Consider the following 18,076-nt stretch of genomic DNA (forward strand, 5'->3'; position numbering starts at 1 on the left):
GATTATATATGAAACATCATATTACTGTTGTGGGTCTAGGATATGTAGGATTACCTTTGGCGGTTGAATTTGCGAAACAATACCCGGTTGTGGGTTTTGATATTAATGCTAAGCGGGTAGCGGAGTTGCGTTCAGGCACAGATCGTACTTTAGAGGTGTCTTCACCAGAATTAGAGGCTGTATTATCCACAGACAAGCAGTCAAAAGGGCTCTATATTACGGATCAAGTGTCGGATTTATCACAATCTAATGTATATATCGTAACAGTTCCAACACCTACAGATGAGTTGAACAAACCTATTTTCACGCCCTTAATCAAGGCGAGTGAAAGTGTTGGAGGGGTTTTAAAGAAAAACGATATCGTAATTTATGAATCTACCGTCTATCCTGGTGTTACCGAGGATATTTGTGTGCCCATTTTAGAGCGCGAGTCAGGATTACAATTTAATGTGGATTTTTATGCGGGCTATTCCCCAGAGCGTATTAATCCAGGAGATAAAAAACATACCGTTACCAAAATTTTAAAGGTTACATCGGGCTCTACACCAGAAATTGCTAAAATTATAGACGATTTATATAAATCGGTAATTACGGCAGGTACCCATATGGCACCGTCTATTAAGGTGGCCGAGGCTGCGAAGGTTATTGAGAATTCGCAACGGGATATTAACATTGCCTTTGTTAATGAGTTATCCAAAATATTTCGCTTGTTGGATATTGATACAAAAGCTGTTTTGGAAGCTGCTGGAACCAAGTGGAATTTTATCAAGTTTACACCGGGTTTGGTTGGTGGGCATTGTATAGGTGTGGATCCCTATTATTTGGCACAAAAAGCCATTGAATCGGGTTATAACCCAGAGATTATTTTGGCAGGGCGAAAAATGAATGATAGTATGGGTAGTTATGTGGCTACCGAAACGGTAAAACTGATGATTAAAAAGGGAGCCACCATTAAGAATTCCAGAGTATTAGTTCTGGGTATTACCTTTAAGGAAAACTGTCCTGATATTCGCAATTCGCGTGTTATCGATATTATTCGTGAGTTTGAAACCTACGACATTCAAGTGGATGTGTACGATCCTTGGGCATCGGCAGACGAAGTTCAGGAGGAATACGGTTTTGATTTAATTTGTAGTGACGATTTATTGGGTACCGATTATCAAGCTGTGGTTTTGGCTGTTTCTCATGATAAGTTTACAGATTTAAATATTCAAAATTTAAAAACCCCTTCTGGGGTAGTTTTTGATGTGAAGTCTATGTTGCCTGCCGAGCAGACTGATGCGCGGTTGTAGTACTCTAAATCCCTAAAGGGGACTTTTAATCTCATAGCATAGTTTAATTTTGAAGCGTCTAGAGACTAGATTATAGAGGCTAGACGACAACGCAACATAAACAACAACAAGCAGTTATTGTGATGAAAAGCGCGCTGTCATAGCGAGGATCCAGACGTTTACTGTCTGGGGACGTGGCAATCCCTTTTAGGGTTCTGGTGTTATTTGAGAAGTTAGGTTTTATTCTTTTGGGTTATAATTATTTACTTAAGTTAGACATTGTGTTTTGTTTTTGTTCATTTTGTCTTGATACAAAACGAACCAAAAAATCAAGAAGATCTGGAGGACATTCTTTCAGACCATTCGCCTCTTTTTTTTATTAGAATTTTGAAGACTACAGTTTATTTTTTGATTTTGCCCTAGTATTAAATTGCTTATTTTGTTTTTATGTCTCATTATGTCTTCAGACCTTCTATTTTCCGGCTTTGCCGGAATTTGGTTTAAGTGCGGGTTGTAATTAGACTTGTAAAAGGCTGGACAGAGGGTTTGACAATTCAAGGAGGTGTTTTTTTCAAACGCCTTTTTCTTTATTTCTGTTATCACTTTAGAAAATTCATTCCACTCTTCATCTGAAGAGGGTAGCTGTACTAATTATTAATTAACCAAGAGGCTCCTCCCTTGAGTTGAAGGGAGGTGGATAAACTGCCAGTAAGCAGTTTAGACGGAGGGTTTGAAATAGTAATTATATAATTTAAATCAAACTCCTCTTTCTTTACTTCCGTTATCACTTCAGTAAATTCATTCTCCTCTTTATCTAAAGAGGAGAGCTTAAATGGATAGTATATTACCAACTGGACCTCACTTTAGATGAAGGGAGGTGGCTAGGTTTGGTAAAACCTAGACGGAGGGTTTGAAATAGTAATTATATATTTAAAATCAAACTCCCCTTTCTTTGTCTCCGCAAGCTACGACAAATTCATTCCCCTCTTCATCTGAAGAGGGGAGCTTAAATAGTTAATATATTACCAACTGGCTCCTCACTTTAGATAAAGGGAGGTGGCTAGGTTTGGTAAAACCTAGACGAAGGGTTTGAATTAGTCTTCAAAATTAGAAGTAATCTCTTTTAAGACAGACGGTAAATTTTCAAAAACTAATTTATTTTCAAATCGAATAACCGTATAGCCTAAATTTTCTAAATGGCTAGAACGTATATTATCATACTCTTGAGCTACAGGATTGTTGTGTACTTCACCATCTAGTTCAATGATAAGTTTTTCGGATGCACAGTAAAAGTCTACAATGTAGTTTTTAATACTATGTTGTTTTGTAAATCGTTTGCCTTTTAACTGCCTTGACTTAATATGTGTCCATAAAAACGCTTCAGCTGGAGTCAGGTTTTTTCTTAATTCCTGTCTTTTGGTTTTTAACTGGGTTTTGTTGTGTATCCGTTGTTTGGGCATAAATTAAATATAATAAAATTAATTATTCAAACTCCTCTTTCTTTATTTCCGTTATCACTTTAGTAAATTCATTATCCGCTTATCAAACTCCCCGTCCAAACTGCGTTTGTCCACCCCTCTTCGCCTGAAGAGGGGAGCTGGGTTGGTTATAATTTATTTACAAATGGCTCCTCACTTTAGATAAAGGGAGGTGGCTAGGTTTGATAAAACCTAGACGGAGGGTTTGAAACCTTAAAAGCTTAACCGTTGCTCGATAGAGCTTATCTGTTTATCTAATTGGTACATCTTTCACTTTGTTTTCCTGTAATTAGTATTATTTTTAAAGTTGTAAAAACACATTATGGAAAAATGTTTTTAGGCAATCGCTTTAAATCGTATTCATCCCGTGAAACCTAAATTTGTTTCACAGGATAAATGAGTCAAGTTAATAAGTTAGAAGATAAAGAGATTGCCACGGCGCAAGCACCTCGCAATGACAAATAAGTTTTAATGATAATGGAAAATAGAATTAAAGAATATAGTTATTTAATTACTGGCGGAGCTGGGTTCAACCCATGAAATGATGACAGAATTAGATCAAACATATTATTTTGTTTATATTTTACAATCATTGAAAGACGGTAATAAATATACAGGTTATACCAAAGATCTGTCATCAAGATTTGAGGCGCATCAGAAAGGAAAAGTCAAATCTACAAAACATAGACGACCATTAAAGTTGATATATTTTGAAGGGTGTTTAACACAGGAAGATGCATTGAAACGTGAGAAATATTTAAAAACACATTATGGAAAAATGTATTTGGGCAATCGCCTCAAATCTTATTTCATAAGTCAAGTTAATAAAGTAGATGAAAATGATTAATAATAAAATAAAAGAATATAGTTATTTAATAACCGGAGGGGCTGGGTTCATCGGTAGCAATTTAGTTGCATACCTGTTGAAAAACAATGCTAAAAAAGTACGTGTTTTAGATAATTTCTCCAATGGGTATCGTGAGAATCTTTCCGAATTTATGAATCGCCCTAATTTTGAACTTATGGAGGGGGATATCCGTGATTTGGATACCTGTAAACAAGCCATGGCAGGTATGGATTATGTGAGTCATCAGGCTGCATTAGGTTCTGTACCACGGTCTATTAACGATCCTGCTACAACTAACGCTGTTAATATTTCGGGTTTTTTAAACATGATGATTGCATTAAAGGATTCTGATACCGTTAAACGTATGGTTTATGCGGCTTCGAGTTCTACCTATGGTGATAGTCTGTCATTACCTAAAGTTGAAGATACCATAGGAAAGCCCTTATCGCCCTATGCGGTTACTAAGTTTGTGAATGAATTATATGCTGATGTTTTTGGAAAAACGTATGGCACCGATGTTATAGGGTTGCGCTATTTTAATGTGTTTGGCCCTAAGCAGAGCCCCAATGGGGCTTACGCGGCGGTCATTCCGTTGTTTATGCAGGCCTTGAGTGATAATGTACCGCCTAAAATTAATGGCGATGGCGAGCAAACACGCGATTTTACTTATGTTGATAATGCGGTGCAAGCCAATATTAAAAGTTTTTTTGCTGACAACACGGCTAGCAACCAGGTTTTTAATGTGGCCTGTGGTGAACGGATTAGTGTTAATTACCTTTGGGAAAGTCTTCAGCTAGCTGCAGGTTCCGATTTAAAAGCGGTTTATGGACCACCACGTCAAGGCGATGTTCGTGATAGTTTGGCTGATATTTCTAAAGCGGAAGGTCTGCTAGGGTATCAGCCTGAAGTTTCAGTTCGTGAGGGTTTGAAACTGACTTGGGATTGGTTTAATAAATAACTAATTATTTGTCATTCAGAAGGAGGTTATAAACCGACTGAAGAATCTCTTTAAAAAAATATGCCTACTGTCATTGCAAGTTGGCAAACGACTGTGGCAATCTCCTTTCCCTAATTATGAGATGCTGAAATAAGTTCAGCATGACAGAGAGATTCTTCACTTCACTACGTTCGTTCTGAATGACAGAGAGATTAGCTGCGCTGAACCTAAAGGTTTCTTCACTTTACTACGTTCACTAAATAAAACAGATCCATGTCATTCAGAAGGAGGACGATAGGACGACTGAAGAATCTCTACTAAAAAATACCCCTTTTGTCATTGCGGGACAGCGCGTTTAAAAACAGTATATTACAGTTTTAGTGCTTTCTTTCTTTTTTATTCATGGGTTACTATTTTTTTTAAAGGAATTCATGAATGCTTCGCATTTGCATCGATCAAATAGTTCGACAGGCTCACTACAGGCTAGAAACAAAAAACTCTAGACTTACTTTTAATACCTTGAAAATCTTACGAACAAGTTTTATCGTGTGCATTGCAACCGCTTTGCTTCGGCAATGCTCCGCTACCAGCCGCCATACTTGTTCTTGATTTTACTACGGTATTAAAACTAGGTCGTTTTGGGAATCTGATTGTAATGAGATGGTGTTTATTCTTTTTTTCTGGTCAAAAAAAGAACCAAAAAAGACTTTTACTGCCAGAGGTATTTTTAAAGGTTTTTTTAGAAAGCCTTTAAAACCATAAACCCATCCCTAGATTTTTTCCAAGGCTTCAAAAATCTTAAACGGGATGTGTTTATCTATACTGCTGCCAGTGGTTTTCGGCAGAGCCGAAATTAGGTTTGACGTTGTTTACTTATGTGAATTCAATGCCCGTGCACGAGATTGCTCCTGTATTAGCATAGTCCACTGGACTATTTCTTAACGCTTGGCCGTATCTGAAGAGGAGAGCTGTACTAGTTATAATTGATTACCAAAAGGCTTCTCACTTTAGATAAAGGAGAGACGGAGGTATTGAAAATAAAAAAAAGGAAGCCGAAGCTTCCTTTTTCTGTTTACATCTAAACTGATTACAATACTTCAATGATTTGCAATGCATTGAATTCCCCATTTTTAAGTGGGTATTGCAGTCCGTTAATATCTTGAAAAAAAGCAATTTTCAAGAGATAGATAGACTGTCCAGAACCTGATGCCGCAGCAGAAGGGGTGAGTGTTACCGTTGAGGTTGTTGCATTAATTGCTACATTAACGGTGTTACTCAATTGTAAATCTTTTTCCTTCGTTGCAAAATCCAGATTCAAGAATCCTGTAGTAAACTCCACATGTGTGGCACCTGGAGGGATATACAGTTTTTGAGTTGGCGTAAAGTCGGTTATAGTGACTTCGCCTGTGACTGTATCTAAACTAAAATCGGTTTGTAGGACTTCTTCCAAAGGTGCCTTACGGTTAAAATTAAATCCTTTTAACCAAGCTTTACCTTCAGGTGTTTGAATTCCTATTTCGACTTTTCGCTGCCCTCTAAATGAGGTCTGATCTTGGTTTTTAACCTTAATCATCCGTTGGGTCAATCTTGATGCCAATTTGCTATCCTTGGCATTAGAGACCATATCCAAAATAGACCGTCTTAAGAGTTTTCCGCTTGATGCACTTGCACCAAACTCATTATTGTTTTCTCGGGTTCGCTCGAAAGCTGGATCTTTTTGAATACGTTCTTTACTGACACCGCCCTTTGTTCTCATGCGGTATCCGTCTTCTGTTTTGTAGAAGTTTACATCGTCTAAGGAGCCGCGCACCTTAAACAAAGATTTGTACTTTGCCATTTTTTTAAGTATTGTGCATGTTATTTAAACATACTGATAAAACAAAATTAAATTTGGTTGTAGGCTCAGGGTTTTGATATGCGCGCTTAAGTATGAGCTCCTACTTAAAAATTTTTATCATTATCCCGAGCTTTCAACTGTTGAGACAAATTTAAATAGTGTTGTTAATTGACATTTTGCTTTTTGAAGGTATAGCCGTTCTTTGATAGTATTTCAGCTAAACTGATTTATCTAACATTCTTATGTCTTTCTTTTTATTTATTGCGATTAGTACTGTTTTGTGAGTTTTATCCGTTTTATTGCTGTTTATACGTTTTATTATGTTTTTGAGGTCATAGGGTTACATACGAGCCATGTATGGGTTATCTACGGAGTATCTACGGGACTAGGTGGTGGGTGAGTAGTGGGTAGCGGGTAGTGGGCAGCGTAGTGGATTGTGTGTCAAGCGCAGGATGACACGGGCAGTTTTTTGTATTATGAGATTCCTCGACAAGCTCGGAATGACAGACTTGTTTGCACGGTGAGACGTTTACGAAGGGTGATGGGCCTGAATCGATACTGAAGCAAGTTCAGCACAAGGTTCAGGATGACAAGGCAGTTTTTTTATGTTATGAGATTCTTAATATCGCTGCGCCTGTCTGCCGATAGGCAGGCTCGTTCTGAATGACAAAAGGATTAGCTAAGTTGAACCTAAAGGTTTCTTCATTACACTGTGCCCATTGTGAATTTTATATTTGCTAGTAATTTTATGTGTTGGACTTATTAATGATGTTAAAGTATTGAAAATAAGATGTTTAATTCAATTTTTTAAGTGCTTAAAAAGCATGTCCTAAATTATTTTGAAAGAATTTTGTTGGTTTGCTTTTTATGACATCATGATGTCATTTAGTGAAGAGTAATTTTTATTTGATTTGTAAAAATTTATGCTTGTTAACAGTTTTTGTGAGATATTAACTACGAGTTTGTTAAGTTATAGTTAATAACTCATAAGCAGATTGTTTTAAGATTGTAATATTTTGGACTAATTTGCTTGCATTAACTAATAATTAAAACAATTAATAATGAAAAGACTCATTAAACAACAGCAAAGAGTAAAAAGATTAATATTACATGTATTATCGGATAACAATATACCCATGCGAGGTGTCAGAAATATTGGGGATTAAACTTAATACGGCTCAAACTTTAATACGAACTATAAAAGATGCTTATTGTAAGAAAAAGCATCAGGATGTTACGATTAAAGAGTTTTGTGAATATAAGGGCTTACCTTATGATGAGGTTTTTAATATGATTAATAAAATTACCCCAAAACATGATAAGCAATCTGCTTAATATATTTGTGACTTGTTTTGAGTTTTAGGAGGATTAATACTGGACCTCTACTATTATGACTTTCTTATTTCCATTCTTTTAATTTCTTGAGAACATTTTGATAACCAAACAGGCTTAATACTGGCTTTCCTGGTTTGATGTTAAAGCAAGGTACTCATTATAATAACTCAACAAGACGCTATTCTTCTGACAGTTGTTTTCGACTTTGTCGAAATTTGGTTTTTTTCTCTGTGTTCTTTTTATTATAGCCGTAATCTTATGAGAGATTTTAGACAGGCAGAATTATAGTGGTTTTACTTGCTTTTGCTATTTACTAGCACTCAAGTTTTTTATTTTGTTCTTTTTTACGCACAAAAAAGAACCCAAAAGTGCTTTCACTGTCGGTAGGCATTTCACCTACGGTGAACCAAGCCCAAAACTTCGCGTCGCAGAGCTCCTGTCCTCGAAGCTTTTGTTCTTTATGCTTACGACAGTGGGTTTTAATTCTGCGCATGAATTAAGTTTTTGTGAAATCGATTTATTGTTTTGTTAAGTTGAGGGTATATGAGACTTCATTATATTGAAGCTTTTGTGCTTTATGCTTATGACAGCAGTTTTCCGGTTTTGCTTGAGTAGGATTTGTTAAGGTGTTTAAGTGGATTCCAGAGAATAACAGCTTTCCCCATTGTTGTTGTAAGTAAAGAACGAAAACAGCAATCTCATTATCACATTCCATTACCCACTAAAAACGCGTTCTTAATTCTTAATTCTTAACTCTTAATTATTTATATTAGCCCTAACAAAAGCACTAAAAATTTACATTAATATTCTATGCCTTTAGAAACCCGTGTTTATCAAAAGGAACGTACTTTAAAAATGGGTGCGCTTTTAAAAGCGAGTTTAAAGGATTTGTTGGGCTCCCGTTTTTTAGCCCGGCAATTGGCCGAGCGCGATATCAAGGCCCAATACCGGCAATCATATTTAGGTATTTTATGGGCCTTTATTACCCCCATTGCTACTGCTGCGGTTTGGATTTTTTTGAATAGTAGTGGTACTGTGCGTTTAAGTGATACTGGTGTACCTTATGCTGTATATGCGTTTTCGGGTACGTTAATATGGTCTATTATTGTGGCAGCCATTAATTCGCCCATGCAGAGTACTAATGCCGCTAAAGGCATACTTACAAAAATTAATTTTCCTAAAGAAGCCTTATTGCTTTCGGGTGTTTATAAACTTTTATTTGATAGTAGTATTAAGATATTACTATTAGTGCTCTTTGTGTTTATTTTTGGGGTTGGATTTCATTGGAGTTTGTTATTGGTGCCTATTGCTGTTTTGGGTGCTGTTTTGTTTGGAAGTACTTTGGGGCTGTTTTTAACACCTATAGGACTGCTGTATAAAGATATTGGTAAAATCATCACCTTTGGGATGCAATTTTTAATGTATGTCACCCCTGTGGTGTATGCCATACCCAAAGCCGGTATGATGAAAACGATTATGACGTATAACCCGATTACCCCTATTATTTTGACCACCCGTGATTTGGCGGTTGGGTTTACACCAGAGTATTTAAGCTATTTTTTAATTGTTTTAGCGATATGTGTGCCTTTGCTGTTTTTAGGTTTGGTGCTGTATCGTATTTCGATTCCTATTATTGTGGAACGGTTGAGTGCGTAGGGAGGTGTGGGTTTTCGGTTGTCAGTTTTCTGTTATAACGCAAACTCACAAAAAAATAAACAAAAATGAAAAGTTATAAAGATTTAGAGGTTTATGTTTTAGCTTTCCAATATGCTGTTGAAGTACATGAACTTACCTTAAAGCTGCCGAAGTACGAACTCTATGAACAAGGAAGTCAACTTCGAAGATCATCTAAATCTATAAAAGATAATATTGTAGAAGGTTATGGAAGACGTAGTTATAAACAGGATTTTATTAAATTTTTAGTGTACGCACACGCATCGCTTTTAGAATGTAGAAGTCAATTAGAAATGATAGAATTGTTGTATGAATTAGAAGTTAAAGGTTTAATTTCAAAATATGATACTTTAGGAGCAAAATTATACAGTTTTAAAAATTATGTAGAACAACATTGGAAAGTTTGAAGTTTATAATTAACCAACAACCCACAACAGACAACCGGTAACCGAAAAAATGAACGATAGTGAAATTTTAGTAAAAGTAGAGGGCCTAAGCAAAAAGTTTTGCAAGGACCTAAAAACCAGCTTGTGGTATGGTGTTAAGGATTTGGTGAGTGGTGTGCGTGGTTCCAGGCAGGAGCGGGAGTTGCGCCCCAAGGAATTTTGGGCGGTACAAGATGTGAGCTTTGAACTGCGCCGTGGGGAGTGTTTGGGACTTATTGGCCATAATGGTGCCGGAAAAAGTACGCTGCTTAAAATATTGAACGGGTTGATAAACCCAGATGCTGGAAAAGTAACCATAAAGGGCCGAGTGGGTGCCTTAATAGAACTGGGAGCCGGTTTTAACCCGATATTGAGTGGGCGTGAAAACATTTATAACAACGGTGCTATTTTAGGGTTTAGCCGTAGGGAGATTGATGCCAAGCTGGATGCCATTATAGCCTTTGCTGAACTGGAGGAGTTTATTGATATGCCTGTACAGCATTATAGTAGTGGTATGAAAGTACGCTTGGGCTTTGCCGTAGCCGCCCAAATGGAACCTGATGTGCTTATTATTGATGAGGTATTGGCTGTGGGGGATGTGGCATTTAGAATGAAATGTTATAATACTATTAATGAACTACAAAAAAAAACAGCCATTATTTTTGTATCCCATTCTATGCCACAAATTGCTAAATTGTCAAGTTCTGCTTTATTGCTTTCAAGGGGTAAAGTTAAAAATCAGTCAATTGATGTATCTAAAGTAATTAATCAATACTTTTTAGATAGTCCTATTGATAATAAAGAGATGATAAGTGGGTCTGGTAAAGCTAAAATAGTTAAAACGAATTTTGATGCTTCTAAACAGATTTCAATAAAGAAAGATTCTTTAATTAGTTTAGAATTTACTTTAGATATAAGCCCTGAAATTGAACGTTTTGGAATAAGGGGAGTTGTGTATGATAGTGAGTTCAAGGGATTGTTGGATATAAATTCTTTACATGAAGGACATATTTTTATAAACAAAGGAAGTTCTCAATCAATAAATATTTCTTTTACTAACCCTTTAAATCATGGAGACTATTCACTGACACTCGTTGTTTTTGAAGTAGATGATAATATGAAAATTAAAGAGAGATTATTGAGGTATGAAGGGTTTTATAATTTTAAAAGTTTATCAGATAATGAATTTGATTCATATATTCCTATGAGTGTTAATGTTTTAATAAACCAAAATTAGATTTTTATATGGGAGCATTTTTAATTAACAATCCAAAGTGTGTTTTTGTCCATATACCAAAAGTTGCTGGTACATCAATACGTAATGGAGTGTTTAAAGGGGATTATGAAGGACCTGTATTCAAGAGTATCCCAAATGATTGGAATCAATATTTTAAGTTTGCTTTTGTGCGTAATCCATATGATAGAATGGTGTCTGCATGGAAAATGTTTACTGAAGGGATGGAAAAATCAAAATGGTCTTATAATAATGAGCCTCCTTTAAAGAATACGAGTTTTATTGATTTTATAAAAATTGCCACAGATGCTTCTATTGATTATCATTCAAGGAATAGTATTAAAAGTGTTTTAAGGCATCATACTTTACCACAAATCCATCCATATCATTGTTTTATAGATTTAGATTTTATAGGTAAATTTGAAAATTTAGAAAGTGATTTTTCGATAATAGCTAAAGAAATAGGTTTAAGGAAATACAAACTAAACCATTTAAATAAAACGAAAAGGATACATTACAGAGAGTATTATGATAATGAGACTTTTGAATTAGTTTCTAACAATTATAAAGAAGATATAGAACGATTTGGATATAGTTTTTAAATATGAAGAATAAAGATTCCAAAAAGTATTATTCAAATCTTAAAAAAGAACAAATACTTTGCCCAATCTGTGATGATAATCAGTTTAAAGTGTTGGCTAATAAAGATAGGTATGGTATGGGTGTACAAACAGTTATTTGTAATAATTGTAGTATGATTTACATTAACCCAAGACCTACAGAATTGGAAATGAACAATTTTTATAAAAATCATTACCGTTCATTTTATGAGTCTATAGAAGTTCCTACTCAAGATTATATTAATAAAGGTCCTTTTAAAGCTAGAGCTAGTTTTGTGAAAGATGCTTTAAATAAGTATTTACAAAAATCTAAAACGATTTTAGATGTTGGGTGTGCAGAAGGTACTTTGTTATCACAGATTGAAATATATTACCCTGATATACAGACCTATGGGATTGAACCAAGTATTGGGTTTGGGGAGTATGCAAAACAAAACCTTAAAGGGGATATTTTTATTGGTTCTTATCAAGATTTTATAAAGCATTCTAGTGGTATCTGTTTTGATGTTGTTACTTCAACACATGTTTTAGAACATATTTTAAACCCAAAAGAATATTTACTAGAGTTAAAAAAAATGATGCACAAAGCAAGTGTATTATATATTGAAGTTCCTAATATAATGAATGATAGGGTCAACGGATTAGGGGCTGTTCATTTAGGACATGTACTTTCTTTTGACATGCAGACTCTTGAAAGTTTGCTAAATATATGTGGATTTGAAGTAGTAGAATCTTTTGAAGAAGGATTGCCTGCCTTAACACCAGCCATGGCAGTGATATGTAAAATAGATGATAATATTGAGCCCATTGAGTTCCCGAGTAAACAGGAAATATTAAAGAAAGAAAAATTATTCATTCAAAAGGTAACCTGGAAAAACAAGAAAGCATCTAATAAGTTCAATGTAATTCAAAAAATAAAAAATAGACTACTAGGTTGATGAGCATTTTCAAAAAAAAGACCAATAATCATTTTATTATAGCAGCACCACGTTCTGGCACTACCTGGATGAGCAAGATGTTGAATGCCCATGAAGATGTGTTTTGTGTAGAGCGTAGGTTGTTTGGTGATTATGCAGATTTTGTTCTAGATGAAGGGCAAGAAATACCTAGGTTACGCATAACGTTAGACAAGTATATAAACAGTATGTTGTTGCACCATGGATACCCACGGAAACAGAAAGAATCGATGTTGCGTAGTGTTATTGCAGGTGTTTTAAATACGGAGCGTGAGTTTTCAAGAAAAAAAGTAGTAGTTGATAAGGTAACACCCTATATACATACAGCAGATAAAGTATTATCGCAGATAGATACTTTTTTTCCGAAAGCTAAAATCTTATTTTTGGTAAGAGATGGTAGAGATGTGCTTACAAGTGGGGTTTTTCATTGGTTTAATAAGCAGCCAATAGGGAGTGCGTTAAGTACATTTGAGCAGGAACGACGTACTATGTATTTACACAACGAGCGCAAAAAAGGCACGCGTTTTTTTCAAGATAAGGAGATAGAACAATGGGCAACAGAATGGATGCAGCCATTGCAAACTATACAAGAAGCTAAAAAGAACCATGAAGTAAAGGTTGTACATTATGAAGATGTTTTGAAGGATACCAATAGCGTTTTAAGAGAATGCCTCACGTTTTTAGGAGCCAAGACCAATGAAAGTATGATTAAAACATGCCTTGAGGTAGGTGATTTTAAACGTATGAGCCAGGGAAGGGAACGCGGAGATGCCCAAGCCAATGCCCATGTACGTAAGGGAGTTTCAGGAGACTGGAAGAATTACTTTACTTATGCCGATGGGAAATTGTTTCATGAAATAGCAGGCTCTAGTTTAGTAGCATTTGGATATGAAGAAAATGACAGTTGGGTTGAAGGACTTAGATAAACAGGCTTACGATATAGTTTGTAATTGGTATAAGTATACAGGCTTTAATCCAGTGTATAATGGTATAGATTATAGTCATATAATCCGGTTTTATTTATGGGATAAAGTTGGGCGTGCATTACGTATAAAACATGGTATTGATTATGGTGAAGTAGAATTTTATAGGAAAGAGTATAAAAGCTATCCGCAATACTATACGCCTGTAATATCAAAAGGAAGTTTTAAAAAATCTTTTTTATCGAGAAATAAAATTGTTTTTATACCATTTCAATCTCATTACACGCAAAAAATAATTCATGAACTGCAACTTACAAAAGGCGTTAAGGTTATCTCAAAAGTATCAGGTGGTATTCTTTCTAAAAAAAATATCATAAAGCCAAAGAAATATAATTTTGATAGCGTTTGGAATGATACCTTATATAATCAATTAATACGCGGATTGAACGAACAAGGCTTATGTTTAATTCCTGAGGATGTTTTGCTTTTAAAAGAACAAATTTCAGGTGTTGTAGCAATGACAAGCTTGGCTATAGCTGAATTGAAGGACAATAAGCCACATGCTGTGTTTGTACATTCGGATAATCATCCACCGTTTATAAATTATGTGTTGGCCGCCCGAAAACTAGGTATACCTACCTTTACCTATCAACATGGTTTAGATTGTGAGTATTATTATTATGATGATTGTTTTGCGGATTTTATTGGTGTATGGAGTAATCATAGAAAAAAAATGTATGAATTGAATTCGGTGATGCAACCAAAATCATTTAAAGTTTGTGGAAATATTTTTTTATCTAAACAACCGGAATGTAAGGAAGTTGGTTTAAATAAAATATTATTTATAACAAGACCTCATAAATCATTAAAATGTTATTCGCCTTCAAGAAGTCATAAAGAAGGTTTAAACATACTAAATGTCATCCTAGAATATTTAAGGGAAAATAAACATATTGAACTTGTCATTAAACCACATCCTATGGATTTAGTATCGCTTTATGATGATGCTATAGAGCAAAGCGGGCTCCATGAGCGTGTAAAAATAAAGGAATCTATTTTATCAGAATTGCTATGTGAAAGTACGGTTGTTGTTACTGAAGATTCTACTGCAGGAGTTGAAGCGATGCGATTTGGTATTCCTGTTATACATGCTAATCTATCTGAAGTGGAGCCTTTGTTACCACTCGTAGATGGGCAATCTGCATTAAAAGGATTTAGTGAAGTAGAATTGCTTCAAAATTTGGAAACAGCTTTTAATTTAGGCTCACATGAAAAAAAGATGATGTATTTACGCCAAAAGGAAATGGTAGAGATGCTAATCCCTGAAGGACAAGTAGAAGCGGTTACAAACTATATTTTGGAAAATATTTAAATATATGTCAAAACTTTTATTCATAACATTAAATGACCATGTGTCTTGGGGAGGTAGTGAAGAGCTATGGAGCAAAGCGGCATTGGAAATGGTTAACCAACACCATATAAGCATAGTAAAAAAACAATGGCAAGAAGAACATGACCGTATCATACAAATTGAAGCTTTAGGCGGTAAGATTCATTACAAGCCAAAACCAAAGCCATATAAAAAGGGTATTTTGCATCACATAAAAAGAAAACTTAAAAAGCCTACACCTAAACCACATGATTTAGAAGGAGTAACAAAAACGCAATCATTCGACCTAGCTATATTATCGGTAGGAAATCATGTAGATGCTAACATTATTAGTTTAACAAACTATTTAAAACAACATAACATACCTTATGTACTAGTAGTACAGTTAGCAACTAGTTTACGGTACTTACATGACCATCAAATAGAAAAATTAAGTTTAGCTTATAATGAAGCAAAAGGCGTAGGTTATTTATCCGTTGAAAACAGAATCGTATTAGAAACACAATTAGGCGTATCTTTAAATAATATTTTTAAAATAAACAACCCTTTTAATTATGAACAAAAGTATGTACAACCTGAAAGTAACGACATGTTGCAAGTAGCTTGTGTAGCTGCCTATACCATGTTTCATAAAGGTCAAGATTTGTTATTAAAAGTACTTTCTCAAGACAAATGGAAAACGAGAAACGTTTGTTTTAACTTATATGGAAGTGGTGTAAACGAACAACATTTTAAGGGGTTAATTACACGTTACGAATTAGAGAACACGGTAGTTTTAAAAGGACATGAATCTAATAAAGGGGTTATTTGGAAAAATAATGTAGCTTGTATCATGCCATCTAGAATGGAAGGGCAAAGTTTAGCCATGTTAGAGGCTATGTCATTTGGCCGTATGGTTATTAGTACAGCTGTTGGTGCGGCTGAAGAATTAATAGAACACGGTAAAACGGGTTTTTTAGCTAAAGCACCAACTATTGAGCTTATAGATGAAGCATTAGAACAGGCTTGGGAAAAGCGCGATATGTGGGTAGCTATGGGCAAGGCATCTAGAGATAAATTATATGAGGTAGTTACTGAAGATCCGGTAGATACTTTTTCAAATGAAATTAATAAGTTATTAAAATGAAACTCCTCTTAATTACACACGATGCATCGCGTTCTGGTGCGCCTATGGTGCTTTTGCATTTTTTAAGGTGGTTGCAAAAGGAACAACCAGATGTGCAAGTAGATGTTCTGGCACTTATAGGTGGTGCCATGGAAGGTGATTTTAAGGCTGCTTGCCGTTCATTTTATAATTATAAAGATGAAAAACAAATAGTAGACTCAAAAATTAAAAAAGTAGCTTATAAAAAGAGTAAGTTAAGGTTCCCTAAAAATCGTTTGCTACAAAAGATATATAATCAATATCTTCGTATGAACATGTAATAAGATATGAATCCCAAATTAAGTATTGTTATACCCTGTTATAACTCTGAATCCACTCTTGAAGATACTTTGCGATCAGTTTTTGATCAAGATTTTCAACAATGGGAAGCAATTATTGTAAATGATGGTTCCCCAGATAATTTAGAATCTATTGCATTGAGTTGGGTAAAAAAAGATTCTCGTTTTAAATATTTCAAAAAAGATAATGGGGGATTAGGAAGTGCGAGAAACTATGGTATTGAAAAAGCAAGAGGGCAATTTATTTTACCCTTGGATTCAGATAACAAAGTGAGACCTGATTTTGTAGGTGCTTCAATAAATGTTATGTATCACAATGAAAAGGTTGCTGTAGTTTATGGTGACGCTATGTTTTTTGGAGATAAAAACGAATTATGGGATGTTGGTTTTTTTGATAAGTATAGAATGTTACAACATAATTATATTGACGCCTGTGCTGTAATAAGAAAATCTGTATATGAGAGTATTGGTGGATATGATGAAAATTTGCCGCACCAAGGGCATGAAGACTGGGATTTTTGGTTACGCGTTATAAAAAGTGATTTTACGTTTTATTATCTTAAGCAAATAACATTTGATTATAGAGTATCAAGTAATTCAATGATTAAGACTTTTGATAATGATATGATGCAAGAAAATATAAACTATATCAAGAAAAAACACTATGATTTGTATGTTAAAGAGTTTTCTAAATTATTGAACGAAAATAAAGTGTTAAGAGAAAAGCTGTCATCTACATTTTTTGAAACATTGAAGAAATATTTAAAACGATTTTGAAGCCCAAAGTCTCCATCATCATCCCTAACTACAATCATAAGCCGTATTTGCAACAGCGGTTAGATAGTGTTTTTCATCAAACCTATCAAGATTTTGAAGTTATTTTACTAGATGATGCCTCAACCGATGGCAGTCAGGACTTACTAAAACCGTATCAAAACCACCCAAAAGTGAGTCAATTGATAATCAATAAAACAAATTCTGGTAGTCCGTTTAAACAGTGGCAAAAAGGTATTGCTTTAGCTAAAGGTAAATATATATGGATTGCCGAAAGTGATGATTATTGTGAACTTGATTTATTAGAAACCTGTTTAGAGGATTTTTCAAGAAACCCGCAATTGGGGTTGGTTTACACACAAAGTTTAGATGTAGATGAAAAAGGTAAACGTTTAAGACATAGAGAGGTCTATACCAATACTTTTAAACCCAATATTTGGCAGGCTAACTTTACTAAATCAGGGCGTGAATTTATAAATGACTATTTGCTTGTTAAGAATGTGATTCCCAATGCCAGTGCCGTAGTTTTTAAAAAAGAATTGGTTACAAAGCAAACTTTTACTAATAGTCTTTTGCAGATGCGCATGTGTGGCGATTGGTTTTTTTGGTTGCAACTCGTGCAGGATACAAACATGGCATTTATAAATAAACCCTTGAATTATTTTAGGCATCATTCGCAAGTAAGTAGAAACCATAAGACACCAACCATAAAAAAACAACGCTTATTAGAAGAGGCTACGATAAGAGACTTTGCTTTAGATACCTTTGGTTTATTCCATAAAAGTGCTACAAAAACTATGTATTTAAAGTGGTTTGCGTTACATACTAAATATGATATTTTTAAACCGTACTTTTATCAGGTGCGTTTAAAAAACAAAAGTTATGGTGCATTGATTAGTGATTTTTTTACAATTAAATTAAAAAACCTATAG

General features: G+C 34.7%; 17 protein-coding genes. 15 read left to right on the forward strand and 2 right to left on the reverse strand.

The features are described from left to right. Positions 1–8: 8 nt before the first annotated feature. Positions 9–1,292: a nucleotide sugar dehydrogenase gene (locus MTX13_RS08480; RefSeq protein ID WP_250434129.1), complete on the forward strand. Its 1,284-nt coding sequence runs from the start codon at positions 9–11 to the stop codon at positions 1,290–1,292. Positions 1,293–2,365: 1,073 nt separating this feature from the next. On the opposite strand, the gene MTX13_RS08485 is transcribed toward MTX13_RS08480, so the two are convergent. Continuing rightward, positions 2,366–2,731 (reverse strand): endonuclease domain-containing protein, encoded by a 366-nt coding sequence (locus MTX13_RS08485; protein WP_250434131.1) that lies wholly within the window; start codon positions 2,729–2,731, stop codon positions 2,366–2,368. Positions 2,732–3,290: 559 nt separating this feature from the next. Here MTX13_RS08485 and MTX13_RS08490 point away from each other — a divergent pair. Both MTX13_RS08490 and MTX13_RS08495 read left to right on the forward strand, forming a co-directional pair. Then, positions 3,291–3,596, forward strand: a complete 306-nt coding sequence (locus MTX13_RS08490) for a GIY-YIG nuclease family protein (RefSeq protein WP_250434133.1) — start codon at positions 3,291–3,293, stop codon at positions 3,594–3,596. Further along, a complete protein-coding gene (locus tag MTX13_RS08495) occupies positions 3,589–4,554 on the forward strand; it encodes an SDR family oxidoreductase (protein WP_394801244.1) in 966 nt (321 codons plus the stop codon). The genes MTX13_RS08490 and MTX13_RS08495 overlap by 8 nt, the downstream gene beginning before the upstream one ends. Before the next feature lie 1,066 nt (positions 4,555–5,620). Here the strand turns inward: MTX13_RS08495 and MTX13_RS08500 are convergent. Next, a complete protein-coding gene (locus MTX13_RS08500; RefSeq protein ID WP_250434135.1) occupies positions 5,621–6,370 on the reverse strand; it encodes a hypothetical protein in 750 nt (249 codons plus the stop codon). A 1,143-nt stretch (positions 6,371–7,513) separates the two neighbouring features. Between MTX13_RS08500 and MTX13_RS08505 the strand changes: the two genes are divergently transcribed. The 12 genes from MTX13_RS08505 (at position 7,514) to MTX13_RS08560 (ending at position 18,076) form a co-directional block, all read left to right on the forward strand. Continuing rightward, complete coding sequence (locus MTX13_RS08505) at positions 7,514–7,705, forward strand: hypothetical protein (RefSeq protein WP_250434136.1); 192 nt, start codon at positions 7,514–7,516, stop codon at positions 7,703–7,705. A gap of 810 nt (positions 7,706–8,515) precedes the next feature. Beyond that, complete coding sequence (locus MTX13_RS08510) at positions 8,516–9,361, forward strand: ABC transporter permease (RefSeq protein WP_250434137.1); 846 nt, start codon at positions 8,516–8,518, stop codon at positions 9,359–9,361. Positions 9,362–9,426: 65 nt separating this feature from the next. Next, a complete protein-coding gene (locus MTX13_RS08515; protein WP_250434138.1) occupies positions 9,427–9,786 on the forward strand; it encodes a four helix bundle protein in 360 nt (119 codons plus the stop codon). 49 nt (positions 9,787–9,835) lie between these two features. Beyond that, positions 9,836–11,041 carry an ABC transporter ATP-binding protein gene (locus MTX13_RS08520; protein ID WP_250434139.1) on the forward strand — a complete coding sequence of 402 codons (1,206 nt, stop codon included), beginning with the start codon at positions 9,836–9,838 and terminating at the stop codon, positions 11,039–11,041. An 8-nt stretch (positions 11,042–11,049) separates the two neighbouring features. Further along, on the forward strand, positions 11,050–11,640 hold the full coding sequence (locus tag MTX13_RS08525) for a sulfotransferase family 2 domain-containing protein (RefSeq protein WP_250434140.1): 591 nt from the start codon (positions 11,050–11,052) through the stop codon (positions 11,638–11,640). A 2-nt stretch (positions 11,641–11,642) separates the two neighbouring features. Beyond that, positions 11,643–12,596, forward strand: a complete 954-nt coding sequence (locus tag MTX13_RS08530; RefSeq protein ID WP_250434141.1) for a class I SAM-dependent methyltransferase — start codon at positions 11,643–11,645, stop codon at positions 12,594–12,596. Beyond that, positions 12,596–13,540 (forward strand): sulfotransferase domain-containing protein, encoded by a 945-nt coding sequence (locus MTX13_RS08535; RefSeq protein WP_250434142.1) that lies wholly within the window; start codon positions 12,596–12,598, stop codon positions 13,538–13,540. Before MTX13_RS08530 ends, MTX13_RS08535 begins: the two co-directional genes overlap by 1 nt. After that, entirely contained in the window at positions 13,503–14,909 is a 1,407-nt protein-coding gene (locus MTX13_RS08540) for a capsular polysaccharide export protein, LipB/KpsS family (protein WP_250434144.1), read from the forward strand. Before MTX13_RS08535 ends, MTX13_RS08540 begins: the two co-directional genes overlap by 38 nt. Positions 14,910–14,913: 4 nt before the next feature. Continuing rightward, positions 14,914–16,053, forward strand: coding sequence for a glycosyltransferase (locus MTX13_RS08545; RefSeq protein ID WP_250434146.1), 1,140 nt, complete (start codon positions 14,914–14,916; stop codon positions 16,051–16,053). After that, the gene (locus MTX13_RS08550; protein WP_250434148.1) at positions 16,050–16,352 is read left to right on the forward strand and encodes a hypothetical protein; all 303 of its coding nucleotides are present in this window, start codon (positions 16,050–16,052) and stop codon (positions 16,350–16,352) included. The genes MTX13_RS08545 and MTX13_RS08550 overlap by 4 nt, the downstream gene beginning before the upstream one ends. Positions 16,353–16,358: 6 nt before the next feature. After that, positions 16,359–17,147: a glycosyltransferase family 2 protein gene (locus MTX13_RS08555; RefSeq protein WP_250434150.1), complete on the forward strand. Its 789-nt coding sequence runs from the start codon at positions 16,359–16,361 to the stop codon at positions 17,145–17,147. Then, complete coding sequence (locus MTX13_RS08560) at positions 17,144–18,076, forward strand: glycosyltransferase family 2 protein (RefSeq protein ID WP_250434152.1); 933 nt, start codon at positions 17,144–17,146, stop codon at positions 18,074–18,076. The genes MTX13_RS08555 and MTX13_RS08560 overlap by 4 nt, the downstream gene beginning before the upstream one ends.

The organism is Hanstruepera flava (assembly GCF_023634025.1).
In the GTDB taxonomy this organism is placed as follows: Bacteria; Bacteroidota; Bacteroidia; order Flavobacteriales; family Flavobacteriaceae; genus Hanstruepera; species Hanstruepera flava.